Raw genomic sequence first — 16,054 nt, 5'->3', positions numbered from 1 at the left:
GAACGGCGTGGTTTGGCGTGCGAGGCGCGTTGTGGGGGCGGAGCTGAGGGGTTGAGGAGCCGAGGGGCGTGGCGCTGCGCGAGAGTTACGCGAGGAACAGCGTTGCGGGAAAATCCCGCGAGGCGTGCGCCATGCCGTTTGCGTCGATGAATGCGCATTCGAAACGGAACCGTGCGCGCAACCGGTCAGGCGGCGTGACGAACAGCGCGGTGGCGAGCCCGTCGGCCGTGGCGCAGGGGAATGCGGCGTCCTGTTCACGCACGTACGCCCATGCGGCGGCGATATTATCGGCGGGCAATCCGTCGATCGCGTTGAGCAGATGATGCAGCTTCATGCCGGCCTGCTCACCCCAATGCCGGCGGCTCGGCGCGCTCGCACACAGCGCTCCGCTGGCGATTTCGGCGACGCCGATCGCCTGCGTGGTGTCGGTCGGGTGCTCCAGCGCGATACGGAGTGGGGGAGTGGGAGCGGTTGATGATGTGGTTGATGTGCGTGATGTGGTTGTGGTCCGGGTCGTTTTGCTTGATCGGCTTGCGTGGTCGGATGGTTGCAGATGCACCAGCAGATCGCCGCCTGCATCGATGACGAATGCCCTATCGGTGGCAAGGTCTGCGGAACGATCCGCGGTGAAGCCGGCGGGCCTATTACCGAAGCGATCAGGCTTGTCGGCATGATTGGGATGCGTGGTACCGACAGTTTGGTTACCGGTGAACGGATCGCCGACGGACAGGTATCGCACATTGCGCTCGCTGCCATCCGTATCACCGTGCCCGGCAGCGCATCCGTCATTGCGCAGCAGCGACGCGATCAGATCCACCGCATACCCCTTGCCGCACGCGCCGAAATCCAACGAAACCGGGCCGCGCGTGACCAACGTGCACCCATGCCGTTCCATACTGCCGTTCCACGTGGGCCGGCCGTGCATCGCGCCCACGCTCTCGCCGGCATCGGGCTGCGCGGCAAACGTGTAGGCAGGGCCGTAGCCCAAGCGCGTCAGATCCTCGCCCACGCACGGGTCGATCGCGCCATCGCTCGCCTCGTGCAGCGCGTCGTACAGGTCGAACAGACCGGCCGCCCAATCGGGAAAGTCGAACGAACCGCCGTGCCGGGCGCGACGCATGGCGGCGACCAGCGAATCCTCACGGAACCGCGACAACGCCCGCTCATACCCGTCAAGAAACGCATGAATCGTCCCCCACATGTCCGATTCGGCCGAATCGGTCACACAGGAGGTGGAATCGGGCGCATGGATGTCCGATTCTCCCGAATCGGTCATGTGGGGTGATGAATCGGGTGTCCGGCTGTCCGATTCTCCCGAATCGGTCATGTGGGATGTTGAGCCGGGTGCATGGTTGTCCGATTCTGGTGAATCGGCCACATAGTGCGCGGAAACGGGTGCTTGGCTGTCCGATTCGGCCGAATTGGTCATCTGAAGTATGCGGTGGGAGGCCTGGTTGTCCTTTTCTCCCGAATCGGACAACTGGGGGCGCACCTGCACCACGATTCCGGTGCCCAGTGCCTGCGGAAACGCCAACGTGTGCATATCGCTCATTCCACTACGCTCCAACCTGTGCTTGGTATGTCCGGCGGCGCACTAACGCGCACCCAGCACGCAGATCGCGCGCCCAACGCACACCGCACACGCACCCGCGCGGTTTGCTCAAGGCGGACGTTAACTTAAGCGTTTCGTGCCGCCGAGTAAACTAAACCCCATTATGACAGCTCAGAACAGCGATAACGGCTCATCAGCCGGTTTGAAATCACTTGAAAGCCTTGACGAGGGCAATGAAATGTCTCGTGGCCTGACGAATCGCCATGTGCAGTTCATCGCCATCGGCGGCACCATCGGCACGGGCCTGTTCCTCGGCTCCGGCAAGTCCATCGCCCTGACCGGCCCCAGCATCATCTTCGTATACGTCGGTGTCGGTCTGATCATGTTCCTGCTCATGCGCGCCATCGGCGAAATGATGTACCGCGATCCGAGTCAGCACACCTTCATCAACTTCATCGGACGCTACCTCGGCCGCGCGTGGGGCAAGTTCGCCGGCTGGACGTATTGGATCGTGCTCATCCTGACCGGCATGACCGAGATCACGGCGGTCAGTACGTATTTCGTCACGTTCTTCCGCATGTTCGGCATAGAACTCCACGCGTGGAAATGGCTGATCGAACTGTGCTTCCTGGTGGTGCTCACCGCCATCAACCTCATTGCCGTCAAGGTGTTCGGCGAGGCGGAATTCTGGTTCTCGATGATCAAGATCACACTGATTATCGGCCTTATCGTCACGGCCGTGGTCATGCTGGTCATCGGCTTCCACTACCCGGCCACCACCATCGACGGTGTGGACGGCACCATTCCGGGCGCCTCGGTCTCGCTGAAGAACCTGGTCGACGGCTTCTCCATCGCGCCGAACGGCTGGATGAGCTTCTTCATGAGCTTCCAGATGGTGTTCTTCGCCTACCTGCTCATCGAATTCGTGGGCGTGACCGTCTCCGAAACGCAGAACCCGCGCAAGGTGCTGCCGAAGGCCATCAACGAGATCATCATGCGTATCCTGATCTTCTATGTGGGCGCGCTGGTCGCCATCATGGCGATCGTGCCGTGGCGCAACTTCAAGCCGAACTCCGACGGCTCCTACCCGTCCCCGTTCATCATGGTCTTCAAGTACGCGGGTCTTGACTGGGCCGCCGCACTGGTGTTCTTCGTGGTGATTACCGCCGCCGCCTCGTCGCTCAACTCGCTGCTGTATTCGGCGGGCCGCCACCTGTACCAGCTGGCGCAGGATTCCGATTCGCCGGCCATGGCGCGACTGGCCGAAGTGTCCGACCGCAAGGTGCCTGCCAAGGCGATCGTGGTTTCCGGCTGCATGGTGCTGATGTCTCCGATCATCAACATGATTCCCGGCATCAACAGCGCGTTCGTGCTGTTCTCCTCCGCCGCCAGCGCCGTGGTGATCTTCATCTACGTGCTCACGATGTTCGCGCATCGCGGCTACCGTAAGAGCTCCGATTTCATTTCTGACGGCTTCCTGATGCCGGCGTGGAAGGTGACGGATTGGATCGCGATCGTGTTCTTCGTGTTCGTGTACATCACGCTGTTCCTTTCGGCCGATACGCGCGGTTCCGCGATCGCCGGCGTGGTCTGGCTGCTGGTGTTCGGCGGGTACTGTCTGTTGCACGAGCGCTTCGAGAACCGCGACCTTGAGGAGGCGCTGCACAAGCAGTGATGGGCGTGGCGGTAACGGTGGTAGCCGTGACGAAATAACTGTGACGAAATAACTGTGACGAAATAACTGTGACGAAATAACTGTGACGAAATAACAATGACTGTGACTGGAGTAACAGATTATGTCACTCCAATCACAGTTGTTGTCACGATTACCTCGTGTTGTTGTCACTTCGGTCACAGCTACTTCAGCAAGCCGCTATGACAGGTCAGCCGGTCGGTCGCAATCGGTCATTTGCGTCGATGACCGTGGTCTGACGGGACCATGGTCTGACGGTAATCCGAGACTCGACGATGATGATATGAAAGGGCCGGTGGGGAATCGTGCATTTCCCCACCGGCCCTTTGCTATGCAATCAGCTACCCGAACGCAACTCGTACGGGTCAGACCAGCCAGTCGGGCTCAGCCAGTCAGACTCAGCCGATGTAATCGGCCTCATTCGTCGGGCTGGACGGCACGGCGTGATCCTCCGTCACCTTGCCCAGGCCGGACAGGTACGCCTCGCGGCCTGCCTCGATCGCGTTCTTGAACGCGCGAGCCATCAACGGAATGTTGCCGGCGGAAGCGATGGCCGTGTACGCCATCACCGCGTCCGCGCCCATTTCCATGGCCTCGGCAGCCTGGCTCGGGCGGCCGATACCAGCATCGATGATCACCGGAACATTGGAGTTCTTGATGATCACCTCGATGAAGTCGCGTGCGCGCAGGCCCTTGTTCGAGCCGATCATCGCGCCGAGCGGCATCACGCATGCCGCGCCCGCATCCTCAAGACGCTTCGCCGCGATCGGGTCCGGGAACATGTACGGCATGACCACGAACCCCTCCTTGGCCAGCTGCTTCGTGGCCTTGATGGTCTCCTCGTTGTCGGGCAGCAGATACTTCGCCTCATGCTCGATCTCCACCTTGACGAAGTCCGTCTGGCACACCTCGCGGGCCAGACGCGCGATGCGCACGGCCTCTTCGGCGTTGCGCGCGCCGGACGTGTTCGGCAGCATGGTGATGCCCTTGGGGATGTAGTCGAGCAGGTTGTTCTCGGTGGTACGGCAGCGACGCAGGGCCATGGTGACGATCTGCGTGCCGGCGTTCTCGATGGTGGCCTTGATGAGGTTCAGGTCGTAGCGGCCGGAACCGAGGATGAAGCGGCTGGTGAACTTGTGGCCGCCGAGGATGAGCGGATCGGCGTCGCCGGTGGCGATTTCGTCGTAGGCGTGCGCGTCCGGCTCCGGCAGGATGGCGGTGTTCGTGGTGGTGCCGACCAGATCGTCGAGCGTGGCGTTCGGCGCGGCGGCGACGTCCTTTTCCGCGGTGGTGATGGTGTGTTCAGTGCTCATAGTCGGTTCCTTTCGTTGGAATTACGCGGTTTTCTCGGTTTTCTTGCGATAGCCGCGTCTTACGCGTCCTCTTCGCCGAGGATCAGGCGGGTGATCATGTTCGCCTCGTGGCAGGCGACCACGCCCACGCGCGGCGCCATCAGACCGGCACCCGGCACCGGGGCGGTCTCGCCGTCGCCGCAGAAGTAGAAGTTCTTCGAGACGCGACGCGTGCTCACCAGGTTGGAGCTGCGGAATCCGGCCATGCCCGAAGCGCTCACGAGCTTCTTGTCCGGCAGGTTCTCCAGCACCGCGTTGACGAGCATCGTCTTGTTCTCCGGCACGTCGAACGCTTCGCAGATGATGTCCTCGTTCTCGAACAGCGTCGGCACGTTCTCGTCGGTCACCTTGACGGTGTCGATGGTGATCTCGATGAACGGGTTGATCTGGCGCAGGTTGGAGCGCAGCGCCTCGGTCTTGTACTGGCCGAGGTCCTTGAGGAAGTACTGTTGACGGTTCAGGTTGGTCATGTCCACGCGGTCGAAGTCGATGAGGTGCAGATGGCCGACGCCGATGCGGGTCAGGGCCACCGCGATGGTGGAGCCGAGGCCGCCGAGGCCGCAGATGGCCACGTGCGCGGCGTCGAGCTTATCCTGCGTGGCGGCGGTGTGGCGGTCGAGCAGGGCCGCGCGGATCTCCTCGCGGCTGACCAGCGTGGTGGGGTCGGGCAGGTTGCCAAATGCCTGCTGGCGGGCGTTGATCTGTTCCGGTGTTGCAGTGGGTTCAAAGGTCATGATTGGTGTTCTTCCGTTCGCTGATGTGCTGGGTGTTGTTGGTTTGCGTTGCTATGCGTGCGATTGCGGCGTGCGATTGCGGCGTTCCTGTGTTCGTCGGACGTGCGTCGCGTGCGCTGAAACGACGAACGACTTGACGGATCGATCGTCGGATCACTGAATCGCTGAATCGTAGCGCCGCTCAGCCGCCCTGCACGAAGGTGACGATCTCCAGGGTGTCGGTGCCCTTGAGCTGCGTCTGCGCGCGCTTGGTGCGGGGCACGATCTCGCCGTTGAGCTCCACGGCCACGCGGTCTGCACGCAGTCCCTTGCTTTCGATCAGCTCGGCCACGGTGATGGGCGTGGCGATGTTCTCTTCCTTGCCGTTGATGATCATGTGCGGTGTTCCCTTCTGTGCCTGCGGTACTGTCTGTGACCCCTTGAGTGTCCGATTCGGCCGAATCGGACATCCGGACGCCTGTTTCGGCCCGCTGCATGTCCGATTCTGGCGAATCGGTCATCCAGGGGTCTGGTGTGGCCCTCTGGTTGTCCTTTTCTCCAGAATCGGACACTCGGAGTCGGTACGAAAAAAGGGTCGCGAAGAGAAGCCGTACCCTATGAGGTGGTGCGCCCCTCCGTGACCCTAATCACGCGATATTCGGTTATCGCGAACGGAAGATTGAGATGCGCCCTGCGGCGCGAACAACCCGTCTCCTTACGGCGGCATTACCCGCATCAAGTCCTCGGTCGAAGCTCGTCGAGCTCCCTCTCAGCCTTTCGGCTCCCGTTCGGTTGTGCCATCATCTTCCCGCACCCGCCCGACAAGCCATCCGAAAGACGAGGCATGGGGAATGTAGGAGGCGCCGATGCTGTCACTCATCTACGCGGAATGCCCAACTGACGATGCTCTCGCCGACGTCATCCGATGAGGGGTTTCCGTAATGTGCGGTTATGGTGATTGCCTTGGCGTCGTCGGGAATGCGTAGCTGTAATCCGATGGAGGATTCATCGGGCTGGATCATACAGTTCGACCTGCGATACGTGCATTGCATGACTTCGCTAGGGTCTCCGGGGATGCCGTTTGGAAGTATCGAACGGTAGTACCAATAGAACACGCCGATAAGATGCACGGCGTTGTCGATATGCAGCTGCTGTCTCAATGTCTGCAGATCTGCATGATGGCTGTCGGGGATTCCCGAACCTTCGTCAGGCGTGTGAGTTTCGGTTTTTCCGTTCCTTTTCCATGCATACGAGACTGCGGCGAAAGTCCTTGAGCTTGCGATGATGTTTGGTGGCCTGTCAGGTATTTCAGTGACTTGGACAAGTTCCATGTTGTTTATCGGCAGTGACGCTTCGCTTTTTGGATGCATCATGGCAAAACCTCCTACTCCCAAGGTAATGGCAATTAACATGGCGATGATGCCAAAACGCTGTCCTGTATGTTCTTTACGCCGCATTATGGTCATTGACAGACAAGATTTCCGGAAATTTTCCCGGTTTTGGTACCGTAATATCTTTTCCCGTGTTCCAATGAGCTGCCGGTTCCAAATAATTATCACTATTATAATTCTTACGAGAGCTGATTGTCAGAATAATGACAATAAAAGTTTGTAGACAAGATGGGGTGTGAATATGAAGTATGTTCCGACGAAAGTGAGGCGTTCGCTCCGTGTCTTGGGGGAGCATGCCACGATTCAGCGGAAACTGCTGAATCTCACACTTGCCGATGTGGCGCAAAGGGCGGGGGTGAGCATCAATACGGTGCGCAACGTTGAAAGCGGCAAAGCCGTGAGAACGGATTCCCTGTTTGCGATTTTGAACATTCTCCAGCTTCTGGAACCGGCCGTAGACGCCACTGACCCGTATCAGACGCCATTGGGCATGGCCTGTGCCATTGATCAGCTTCCGCAACGGGTGAGGAGGTAGTAGTCATGGGTTCCCGTTTCGAGCATGCGATTGATGATTTGGGCGCAGTGGCGGAATAAGCCTGTGCGTTGATGCCGCCGGCCGCGCATGTGCAAGAATGGGTGGCGGATACGATGACGACGCGGAGGGAGACGGTTATGACGATTGCGCGGAACGAAGGCGAATTGGCTGGGTTTGCGATTCCACGGCTTGGCATGGGCACGATGGCGCTCGCCATCGAGGGGCGTCCGGATCGCGATACTGCGATTGAGACGATCCATGCTGGTCTTGATGCGGGCGTGCGGTACCTGGACACCGCGTGGTCGTACTATCTGCCAAGCCGGCCGGGAACCGGCACCCCGGAGGATCTGGGGTACGGCGAGCAGCTGGTGCGCGACGCGTTGTGTACGTGGGATGGTCCGCGCGACGAGGTGCTGGTTGCCACGAAGACCGGCTACCGTCGCACGATGGAGGCTCCGGCTCCTGACGCTCGGATGTCCGATTCGGCCGAATCGGACACTCGGGATACGAACACGCAGGAACGTCAGCATCTGCAGGCCGCCGGCAGCCGGTACGGCTGGATGGCCGATTCGCGCCCGGAGACCATGATCCGCGATGCCAAGGAGTCGGCCGCGCATCTTGGCGTGGATGCGCTCGACCTGCTGTACTCGCATGGCCCGGATCCGGCGGTACCGTACGCGGATCAGGTGGGTGCGCTCAAGCAGCTGCTGGACGAGGGCGTGATCCGCCATGCCGGTATTTCCCGCGTGGACAACGAGCAGATCGACATCGCACGCAGCATTCTGGGTGACGGCCTGATCGCCGTGCAGAACCAGTTCTCGCCCTCACGCCCCGACCCGGAACACACGATGGAGCATTGCGCCGAACTCGGCCTGGCCTTCGTCTGCTGGAGTCCGCTCGGCGGCTTCCTCGACGCGTTCGACCAGCATGCCTACGATGCGTTCCGCGAGGTCGCGGCCGCCCACGGATGCTCTTACCAGCGCGTGACGTTGGCATGGGAACTTGCGCAATACGGCAACCTGTTCACCATCCCCAGCGCTCGCAATCCGCGCGAGATCAACGATTCCTTCGCCGCCGCCGCACTCGACCTCACCCAGGACGAGCTCGACGTGCTGAATCGTTCCGTATTCGGCAGTCCCCGGTCTTGCTGACGGCTGAATAGTTCGAATCCTCTGAAAAATTGTTTACACCGTAAGCTATTGTGACGGATGTTTCCGGTTGTCCAACGGTGTAAAGAAGGAGGGAAACCCATTGGGGTTCGAACAGGAAGCATTCGATCGGTTGATGCGCGTCACGTGGGGCAAGCGGTCGCAGATGCAGCGGGAGATGCTGCGCGGCGGCAAGGGCGAGCCGTTTGTGGTGCACAAACTGTATGCCAAGGGCGCGATGACGCCCTCGCAAATCGCCTCGGCCATGCACGCCACCACCGGCCGCGTCTCCACATTGCTGGCCGGACTTGAGAAAAAGGGCCAGATCGTGCGTGAACCGGACCCGGAAGACCGCCGCAGCGTGCACGTGAGGCTCACCGAATCCGGCGAGGAACGTGCGCAGCGACAGCATGAGGACATGCGTGAGGCGATCTGCTGGATCTTCTCGCAGATGGGGGAGCGCAGGACGCGCGAATTCCTCGACCTTACCACCGAATTCACCACGTACATGACGCTGTGCATGCCAGGCAAGCCTCGCCCCACGCCGGAACAGGTCGCCGAGGCGTTCTCAGAAAACGCACAGGAAGATGCGTAATATCTCACATCGTAAGTAATTTACGATGTAAAGTAATCGCCGGAAACGGCCTCGCCATCAATCGCACATCGCATACCACACACCAATAAGAGAAGGAACCAATACATGCTTCGCATCATGCGATACCTCTCCAAAGCGGAGATAGGCCAGATGCTCATAGCGCTGGTCAGCATCGTCGGGCAGATCTGGCTCGACCTGACCCTGCCGGACTACATGTCCGACATCACCACGCTCGTGGAAACCCCCGGCAGCAAGATGCACGACATCTGGGTGGCCGGCGGCAAGATGCTGCTCGTCTCGCTCGGCTCCGCCGCCTGCGCCATCGTCACCGGCTACATCGCCGCACGCGTCGGCGCCTCGTTCAGCCAGCGCCTGCGCTCGCTCGAATTCCGCAAGGTGGAAAGCTTCGGACCGGCCGAAATGAGCCGATTCTCCACCGCATCGCTCATCACTAGGTCCACCAACGACATCACGCAGATCCAGATGTTCATCACCATGGGCCTGATGATGATCGTCAAATCGCCGATCATGGCCGTATGGGCCGTATGCAAGATCGCGGGCGACGGCGTCGAATGGACGCTCGCCACCGCCATCGCCGTGGTCGTGCTGCTCGTCTCCATCGCCATCATCATGGTGTTCGTCATGCCGAAGTTCAAGGCCATGCAGCGCCTGACCGACAACATCAACCTCGTGGCGCGCGAAAACCTCACCGGTCTGCGCGTCGTCCGCGCCTACAACGCCGAGGACTACCAGGAAGCCAAGTTCACCAAGGCCAACAAGGAACTCACCGACACCCAGCTGTTCACCAACCGCGCCATGGCCATCATGATGCCGCTGATGAACACCATCATGAACGGCCTCATGCTCGCCGTGTACTGGATCGGCGCCTACCTCATCGACGCCGCCGACCTGACCGACAAACTCACCACCTTCTCCAACATGGTGGTGTTCTCCAGCTACTCCGTGCAGGTCATCATGAGCTTCCTGCTCATGAGCATGGTGTTCGTGCTCTGGCCGCGCGCCGACGTGTCCGCACAGCGCGTGCTCGAAGTCATCGACACCGAACCGCTCGTCACCGACGGCACACACACCGAAGGCGAGCCCGGCAAGGAAGGCGAAATCGAATTCCGCAACGTGAGCTTCACCTACCCGGATTCGCGCGAAGCCATGCTCGAAGGCATCACCTTCACCGCCAAGAAGGGCGAGACGGTGGCGTTCATCGGCTCCACCGGCTCCGGCAAATCCTCCCTCATCAACCTGGTGCCGCGCTTCTACGACGCCACGCAAGGCGAAGTGCTCGTCGACGGTGTGAACGTGCGCGACTACACGCTCAAGGTCCTGCGCGACAAGATCGGCTACGTGCCGCAGCAGTCGTTCCTGTTCAAAGGCACCATCGCCTCCAACGTGAGCTACGGCGACCAGCCGGGCGAACCCGACAACACGGTCGAAATGGCCGACACCTCCACCGCGGCCGGGCGCAAACGCGAAAACGAACTGCTCGACGCCGCATCGAACCGCGCACTCACCGCCGAACAGATGGCCGACGTGCGCAAGGCCTGCGACGTGGCCCAAGCCACCGAATTCGTGGAAAAGAAGGACAAGACTTACGAATCCGCCATCGCACAAGGCGGCTCCAACGTGTCCGGCGGGCAGAAGCAGCGCCTCTCCATCGCACGCGCCGTCTACCGCCACCCGGAAATCCTCATCTTCGACGACTCCTTCTCCGCGCTCGACTTCAAGACCGACCGCGCGGTAAGGGACGCGCTCGCCAAGGAAGCGAAGGACTCCACCAAACTGATCGTCGCCCAGCGCATCGGCACGATCATGAACGCCGACCGCATCGTCGTGCTCGACGACGGCAAGGTGGTCGGTCAGGGAACACACGAGGAACTGCTGGACAACTGCGACGTGTACCGCGAAATCGCGAAGTCGCAGCTTAGCGAAAACGAACTGAAGGGAGGCCGCTGACATGGCAGGTGGCATGGGACACGGCCGCAGACGCGGACCCGTTGAAAAGCCGCAGGACTTCGGCGGCGTGATGAAGAAACTGGCGCACTTCTGCCGCCACTACATTCCGGCCATGATCTTCGCGCTGATACTCGGCGCGGCCGGCACGGTCTGCCAGATCGTCGGCCCGGACAAGCTCAAGGACATGACCAACGAGATCACCAAGGGCCTGCCGGCCATCGTGCACGGCAAACCGGTGCTGCGCTCGATCGACTTCGACGCGGTGAACCGCATCGCATGGCTGCTGGTCGCACTGTACGTGGGCTACGCCGTGCTCTGCTACGTGCAAAGCTGGATCATGGCGAACGTGACGCAGCGCACCGCACAGCAGCTGCGCGAGGCGATCAGCGTGAAGATCAACAAGCTGCCGCTCAAGTACTTCGACAAGGTCAGCTACGGCGACGTGCTCAGCCGCATCACCAACGACGTGGACGCCATCGGCCAGACGCTCGGCCAGTCGCTCGGCTCGCTCATCACCTCCATCACACTGTTCTTCGGCGCGCTGATCATGATGTTCTACAACAACGTGATCATGACGTTGTGCGCCATTGGTGCCTCGCTGCTCGGCCTGATCGTCATGGGGCTGATCATGAAGGTCTCGCAGAAGTACTTCGCCCAGCAGCAGATCGCCCTGGGCGACGTGAACGGCCACGTCGAGGAAATGTACACCGGCCACACCGTGGTCAAGTCGTACTGCGGCGAGGCCGACGCCATCCGCCGCTTCGAAAAGTACAACAACGACCTGTACGTCTCCGGCTGGAAGAGCCAGTTCCTCTCCGGCCTGATGATGCCGCTCATGAACTTCATCGGCAACTTCGGCTACGTGGTCGTATGCGTGGTGGGCGCGGCGCTCGCCATGGACGGCAAGATCGAATTCGGCGTGATCGTGGCGTTCATGATGTACATCCGCCTGTTCACCCAGCCGCTGTCGCAGTTCGCCCAGGCCTTCCAGAACCTGCAGCGCTGCGCCGCCGCATCCGAGCGCGTGTTCGGCTTCCTTGAGGAGCCGGAGATGGACGACGAATCCGGCAAGCAGGCACTGCTCGGCCAGAACGGCCAGCCGGTGCGCGGCGACGTGGAGTTCAACCACGTGCAGTTCGGCTACGAGCCGGGCAAGACGATCATCCACGACTTCTCCGCATCGGTGAAGTCCGGCCAGAAGATCGCCATCGTGGGCCCGACCGGTGCCGGCAAGACCACCATGGTCAACCTGCTCATGCGCTTCTACGAGATCTCCGGCGGCTCGATCTCCATCGACGGTGTGGACACCAAGTCTGTGCCGCGCTGGAACGTGCACGACCAGTTCTCCATGGTGCTGCAGGACACGTGGGTGTTCCACGGCACGGTGCGCGAGAACATCGCATACTCCAAGCCCGGCGTGACCGATGAGCAGATCGTGGCCGCATGCAAGGCCGTCGGCCTGCATCATTACATCATGTCGCTGCCGAACGGCTACGACACCGTGCTGGACGACAAGGCATCGCTCTCGCAAGGCCAGAAGCAGCTGCTCACCATCGCCCGCGCCATGGTCGAGGACGCTCCGATCCTGATTCTCGACGAGGCCACATCCTCGGTCGATACGCGTACCGAAGAGCTGATCCAGAAGGCCATGGACGCGCTGACCGTGGGCCGCACGAGCTTCGTGATCGCGCACCGCCTGTCCACCATCCGCGACGCCGACATGATCCTGGTGATGAACGGCGGCGACATCGTGGAACGCGGTACCCACGAGGAACTGCTTGCGAAGTCCGGCTTCTACGCGGACATCTACAACAGCCAGTTCACGCTGGCGCAGTAACGGTTGCCGGTTGCCGAAAAATCCTGTTCTTGGCAGGGGTGGGGCTTCCGTATGACGTATCCGACACACTCAAGGCCGTTCGGCCAAGCCTACGGTCGGACACGTCATACGGAAGCCCCTGTTACGCTGTCTGTGCTACGAGTCATGCTCGTAGCCAAATACGGGGGAAACACAGAGTCGGCCACATTCGGGGATTACAGATGTGACAGGAACCGGGCGGTATATGAATATGGCCACGCTGGGAGATTACAGGCGTGGCCGGTTCCGGGCGGTATCTAGGTTCGGCCATTCTGGGGCGTGCCTGGCGTGGCTGGATTCGGATGGAATACGGCTACGGCCACACTGAAATGGTGCCTGTGCAGCCAGATTCGGATGGGATGTGGGTGCTGCCACGTTGGAATGGCGATTGCGTGGCCAAATCCGGTTGAGATGCGGAGTCGGCCACATTTGGGGATCGCAGGCGTGGTCGTATCCGGTCGGAACCCTGGAATGGCCACGCCAAGAGGATGCAGGCGTGGCAGGTTCCGCGTGATATCCCAGTCCAGCCACGCCAGACGATCACGCTGCCGGCCACATACGCAATAATCCGCACCCGCAAGCGCAAAAACAATAACGCCCGCAATCAGACGAACCGATTGCGGGCGTTATCGTATCGTAGACGAACTGAAAAGGTCAGGCGTAGATATTGCGCGGACGCATATCCTCCGGCAGCCCCTCCAGCAGCGTGGCCACGGAGCCTTCCTCGAACACGGAACGGATGCCGGCGGCCAGCAGCGGTGCCACGGACAGCACGGTCATGTTCGGCAGTCGCTTCTCTTCGGGAACCGGAACGGTGTCCATCAGCACGATTTCCCTGGCGCCGCAATCACGCAGACGTTCGACGGCCGGACCGGACAGCAGGCCATGCGTCGCCACCAGCGTCACGCTCTTGGCACCGGCGCTCTTCAGCGTGCGGACGGCCTCGCAGATCGTGCCGGCGGTGTCGATCATATCGTCCACCACCACGCAGTCGCGGCCTTCCACCTCGCCGATGATGCCATGCGCGACGGCATGGTTCGGGCGCGTGGTGTCGCGGGTCTTGTGGATGAATGCGAGCGGCAGACCGCCGAGCTTGGCGGCCCACTGTTCGGAAACCTTGATACGGCCGGCGTCGGGGGAGACGATGGTCGTGTTCTCCAGCGGGAGATGATTGCGCACGTAGTCGATGAGCACGGGGGTGGCGGTCAGATGATCGACCGGGGCGTCGAAGAAACCCTGCTCCTGAGCGGCATGCAGGTCGACGGTCATGATGCGGTTCGCGCCGGCGGTGCGGAACAGATCGTACACCAGACGGGCGGTGATGGGCTCGCGGCCCTGATGCTTCTTGTCCTGACGGGAATAGCCCATGAACGGCGCGACCACGGTGATGGTGCGTGCCGAGGCGCGCTTGAGCGCATCCACCATGATGAGCTGTTCCATGATCCACTTGTTGATGTCACCGTAATGGCACTGCAGCACGAACACGTCGGCGCCGCGAACCGGTTCGGTGTAACGCACATACATCTCGCCGTTCGCAAAATCGTATGCCGTGGTTTCCAACACCTGGGTACCCAGGCAGTCTGCGACTTCCTTGGCCAGTTCGGGGTATGCGCGGCCCGTGACCAGCGCCATACGTTTATCCGGAGTGCCCTCAAGAATCGTTGACATTATTGTGCTGCCGTCCTTTGTGTTCTACGAGCAAGAAATAGCCTTCACCAGTGTACCCGTAGCCATGTCATGCCGGCGGCGGTCGGGTTGCCATGCGTACGGATGCGCGGTTTCGCTGGTTTTCGGGCCGCTTGTCGCAGCAGTGCTGCGGCTGTGCCGTAGTCGTGCCATAGCTGTGTCGCAATTGCACCGCAGTCGTGCCGATTCATGCGATGTTGCGACAACATCGCCCCCATTTTGTCGTGATTTGCCCACGCGCGGCGTAACTCATGCGGTTTCGCGACAATAGCAGTCCTATTCTGTCGGGTTTTGTAGATGAATGGCATGATTCATGTGATTTCGCGACAAAAGCGGGGCGGTAACGCGGTGCCCATACCGCCGGCGGCGTTACCGTCGTGTTATCGCCGCGGCGAAGATGAATCTTGCTCGTAACGTTACCGGTGATTAAGCGAAATTTTTCATTTTTATCGTTACAACCAACTTCTTTACCAATCCACATGCATCTCGATTCATCCTGAATCATCTCAGTCGCATGTACATCATCTGAAAGGATTGAACATTGCTTTCCGCATATCTCAAACCGATCGATCTTCGCGCATTCGCCCTGATCAAATGCGTCAGACCGCCTATCTGTCGCAGTAGAAGGAGCACGAGAAATGTCCGACTATTTTAATTGGTCCCTGGTAGGAAAATATCTTCCCAAACTTATCGCGGTGCTGCCGGTCACCTTGGAAATCGTTGGAATCGCAACGATTGCCGGTTTGATTCTCGGCTGTCTCATCGCATTCGTCAGGATTGAAAAAACCGTTGTTCTCAGCCAGATCTGCGCGGTTTTCGTTTCCTTTGTTCGTGGAACTCCGATTCTTGTACAGCTGTATATCGTGTATTACGGGGTTCCGATTCTTCTCAAATCGTTGTTCGCATTGGATATTTCCCAATGGAACAAGGTGATTTTCATTTATATCGCATACGGCCTGAACACTGCGGCCTTCCAGTCGGAAACCATCAAGGCCTCCATCGAAAGCATTCCGCAGCATCAGTTCGATGCCTGCGCCGCCTGCGGTCTGACCAAGGCACAGACATACGTCAAGGTGATCATGCCGCAGATGATTCGTATTGCGATGCCGTCCTTCGGTACCACGACGATTGCCCTGCTTCAGGACACCTCGTTGGCCTTCACCATCGGCGTGGTGGATGTGGTCGGGCGTGCGAAAGCGCTTGGTGCCTATACGTTCCACACCATGGAGGCGTATATGGGGGCCGCGATTCTGTTCATCGTACTCAGCTTCATTCTGGAGCGCATCTTCGCGGCGATCGAAGTGCAGATGAGCTTTACGGCGAAGCATAGCGTGGCGCTTCCCAAACTGCGGGTGCCGCAGCTGATTCGGTACAAGCGCAAGAGCACCGTCGGCATTATTGCGAAGCCGGTTCCCGTGGCGGCCAAAGTCGCCGTCCCCAGCGAATCGAAGTAATCGACGGCTGGCCGAATAAGCCAGTATCCCCGCCACCCGGCGATTCGCCGTTCATCCGATTCATCGCAAACCGACCCTCGGCATTGCCCAGGGCCTGGCCCAACGCACCCAA

At 60.3% G+C, this 16,054-nt stretch carries 13 protein-coding genes; 7 read left to right on the top strand and 6 right to left on the bottom strand.

Going from position 1 to position 16,054, the window contains the following annotated elements; genetic code table 11:
* Positions 1 to 85 precede the first annotated feature (85 nt).
* On the bottom strand, positions 86 to 1,201 hold the full coding sequence (locus G1C98_RS09385; RefSeq protein WP_417852307.1) for an FAD:protein FMN transferase: 1,116 nt from the start codon (positions 1,199 to 1,201) through the stop codon (positions 86 to 88).
* Positions 1,202 to 1,715: 514 nt separating this feature from the next.
* Here G1C98_RS09385 and G1C98_RS08160 point away from each other — a divergent pair.
* Positions 1,716 to 3,227, top strand: coding sequence for an amino acid permease (locus tag G1C98_RS08160; RefSeq protein ID WP_169080726.1), 1,512 nt, complete (start codon positions 1,716 to 1,718; stop codon positions 3,225 to 3,227).
* A gap of 416 nt (positions 3,228 to 3,643) precedes the next feature.
* Here G1C98_RS08160 and G1C98_RS08155 read toward each other — a convergent pair whose 3' ends face one another.
* From G1C98_RS08155 to G1C98_RS08140, 4 genes are all read right to left on the bottom strand, one after another.
* Positions 3,644 to 4,558, bottom strand: coding sequence for a thiazole synthase (locus G1C98_RS08155; protein WP_169080725.1), 915 nt, complete (start codon positions 4,556 to 4,558; stop codon positions 3,644 to 3,646).
* Between the two features lie 59 nt (positions 4,559 to 4,617).
* On the bottom strand, positions 4,618 to 5,331 hold the full coding sequence (gene thiF / locus G1C98_RS08150; RefSeq protein WP_169080724.1) for a sulfur carrier protein ThiS adenylyltransferase ThiF: 714 nt from the start codon (positions 5,329 to 5,331) through the stop codon (positions 4,618 to 4,620).
* A 181-nt stretch (positions 5,332 to 5,512) separates the two neighbouring features.
* The gene (gene thiS / locus G1C98_RS08145; RefSeq protein ID WP_169080723.1) at positions 5,513 to 5,707 is read right to left on the bottom strand and encodes a sulfur carrier protein ThiS; all 195 of its coding nucleotides are present in this window, start codon (positions 5,705 to 5,707) and stop codon (positions 5,513 to 5,515) included.
* 475 nt (positions 5,708 to 6,182) lie between these two features.
* Positions 6,183 to 6,767, bottom strand: a complete 585-nt coding sequence (locus tag G1C98_RS08140) for a hypothetical protein (RefSeq protein WP_169080722.1) — start codon at positions 6,765 to 6,767, stop codon at positions 6,183 to 6,185.
* Positions 6,768 to 6,942: 175 nt separating this feature from the next.
* Here G1C98_RS08140 and G1C98_RS08135 point away from each other — a divergent pair, with 175 nt between their 5' ends.
* The 5 genes from G1C98_RS08135 (at position 6,943) to G1C98_RS08115 (ending at position 12,784) form a co-directional block, all read left to right on the top strand.
* Complete coding sequence (locus G1C98_RS08135) at positions 6,943 to 7,236, top strand: helix-turn-helix domain-containing protein (protein WP_169080743.1); 294 nt, start codon at positions 6,943 to 6,945, stop codon at positions 7,234 to 7,236.
* Positions 7,237 to 7,373: 137 nt separating this feature from the next.
* On the top strand, positions 7,374 to 8,387 hold the full coding sequence (locus G1C98_RS08130) for an aldo/keto reductase (protein WP_169080721.1): 1,014 nt from the start codon (positions 7,374 to 7,376) through the stop codon (positions 8,385 to 8,387).
* A 100-nt stretch (positions 8,388 to 8,487) separates the two neighbouring features.
* Complete coding sequence (locus G1C98_RS08125) at positions 8,488 to 8,979, top strand: MarR family winged helix-turn-helix transcriptional regulator (RefSeq protein WP_169080720.1); 492 nt, start codon at positions 8,488 to 8,490, stop codon at positions 8,977 to 8,979.
* 105 nt (positions 8,980 to 9,084) lie between these two features.
* Positions 9,085 to 10,947, top strand: coding sequence for an ABC transporter ATP-binding protein (locus G1C98_RS08120; protein WP_169080719.1), 1,863 nt, complete (start codon positions 9,085 to 9,087; stop codon positions 10,945 to 10,947).
* Position 10,948: 1 nt separating this feature from the next.
* Positions 10,949 to 12,784, top strand: a complete 1,836-nt coding sequence (locus G1C98_RS08115; RefSeq protein ID WP_417852305.1) for an ABC transporter ATP-binding protein — start codon at positions 10,949 to 10,951, stop codon at positions 12,782 to 12,784.
* Between the two features lie 672 nt (positions 12,785 to 13,456).
* On the opposite strand, the gene G1C98_RS08110 is transcribed toward G1C98_RS08115, so the two are convergent.
* Positions 13,457 to 14,470: a ribose-phosphate diphosphokinase gene (locus tag G1C98_RS08110; protein ID WP_169080718.1), complete on the bottom strand. Its 1,014-nt coding sequence runs from the start codon at positions 14,468 to 14,470 to the stop codon at positions 13,457 to 13,459.
* Between the two features lie 656 nt (positions 14,471 to 15,126).
* Between G1C98_RS08110 and G1C98_RS08105 the strand changes: the two genes are divergently transcribed.
* Positions 15,127 to 15,942 carry an amino acid ABC transporter permease gene (locus tag G1C98_RS08105; protein ID WP_169080717.1) on the top strand — a complete coding sequence of 272 codons (816 nt, stop codon included), beginning with the start codon at positions 15,127 to 15,129 and terminating at the stop codon, positions 15,940 to 15,942.
* The last annotated feature ends 112 nt before the right edge of the window (positions 15,943 to 16,054 follow it).

It is taken from the genome of Bifidobacterium erythrocebi (genome assembly GCF_012932675.1).
Taxonomy (GTDB): domain Bacteria; phylum Actinomycetota; class Actinomycetes; order Actinomycetales; family Bifidobacteriaceae; genus Bifidobacterium; species Bifidobacterium erythrocebi.
The sequence above is the reverse complement of the archived record's forward strand: the minus strand, read 5'-3'. Positions and strand labels throughout refer to the sequence as shown.

What these genes read in the sequence shown, in the direction of transcription:
- G1C98_RS08110 (WP_169080718.1), bottom strand. Translation starts at nt 14,470, where the DNA reads ATGTCAACGATTCTTGAGGGCACTCCGGATAAACGTATGGCGCTGGTC.
- thiS (WP_169080723.1), bottom strand. Translation starts at nt 5,707, where the DNA reads ATGATCATCAACGGCAAGGAAGAGAACATCGCCACGCCCATCACCGTG.
- G1C98_RS08135 (WP_169080743.1), top strand. Translation starts at nt 6,943, where the DNA reads ATGAAGTATGTTCCGACGAAAGTGAGGCGTTCGCTCCGTGTCTTGGGG.
- G1C98_RS09385 (WP_417852307.1), bottom strand. Translation starts at nt 1,201, where the DNA reads ATGTGGGGGACGATTCATGCGTTTCTTGACGGGTATGAGCGGGCGTTG.
- G1C98_RS08155 (WP_169080725.1), bottom strand. Translation starts at nt 4,558, where the DNA reads ATGAGCACTGAACACACCATCACCACCGCGGAAAAGGACGTCGCCGCC.
- G1C98_RS08140 (WP_169080722.1), bottom strand. Translation starts at nt 6,767, where the DNA reads ATGCGGCGTAAAGAACATACAGGACAGCGTTTTGGCATCATCGCCATG.
- G1C98_RS08120 (WP_169080719.1), top strand. Translation starts at nt 9,085, where the DNA reads ATGCTTCGCATCATGCGATACCTCTCCAAAGCGGAGATAGGCCAGATG.
- G1C98_RS08160 (WP_169080726.1), top strand. Translation starts at nt 1,716, where the DNA reads ATGACAGCTCAGAACAGCGATAACGGCTCATCAGCCGGTTTGAAATCA.
- G1C98_RS08130 (WP_169080721.1), top strand. Translation starts at nt 7,374, where the DNA reads ATGACGATTGCGCGGAACGAAGGCGAATTGGCTGGGTTTGCGATTCCA.
- G1C98_RS08105 (WP_169080717.1), top strand. Translation starts at nt 15,127, where the DNA reads ATGTCCGACTATTTTAATTGGTCCCTGGTAGGAAAATATCTTCCCAAA.
- thiF (WP_169080724.1), bottom strand. Translation starts at nt 5,331, where the DNA reads ATGACCTTTGAACCCACTGCAACACCGGAACAGATCAACGCCCGCCAG.
- G1C98_RS08115 (WP_417852305.1), top strand. Translation starts at nt 10,949, where the DNA reads ATGGCAGGTGGCATGGGACACGGCCGCAGACGCGGACCCGTTGAAAAG.